We start from the raw sequence: 279 nt of genomic DNA on the forward strand, positions 1-279 counted from the left end.
TAGGTTGTGTTACTTGAGCAGATATAGCAGGCGTAGCCGGAGTCTCAGGTTGTGCATCGATGGTTACCGAAGCAGAAGCTGCCGAAGTACATCCGTTGCTAGCAGTTGCCGTCAAGGTATAAGTACCAGCCGGAGCAGTAACCACACCAGTATTAGACATGCTCACACCTACATTAGGCGTAATGGTATAAGTCATTGCAGCATCGTAGTTCGATACAGAGAATGAACCAGTTGCTACGGCACAAGTAGGTTGTGTTACTTGAGCAGATATAGCAGGCG

At 48.0% G+C, this 279-nt stretch carries 1 protein-coding gene; it reads right to left on the reverse strand.

Annotated elements, in window-relative coordinates; genetic code table 11:
* The coding region (locus KIH23_RS13670; RefSeq protein ID WP_213214055.1) for a hypothetical protein at nt 1-279 on the reverse strand (279 nt) is incomplete at both ends.

Origin of the sequence: Flavobacterium sp. CYK-55, assembly GCF_018413465.1 — a bacterium.
Lineage (GTDB): Bacteria > Bacteroidota > Bacteroidia > Flavobacteriales > Flavobacteriaceae > Flavobacterium.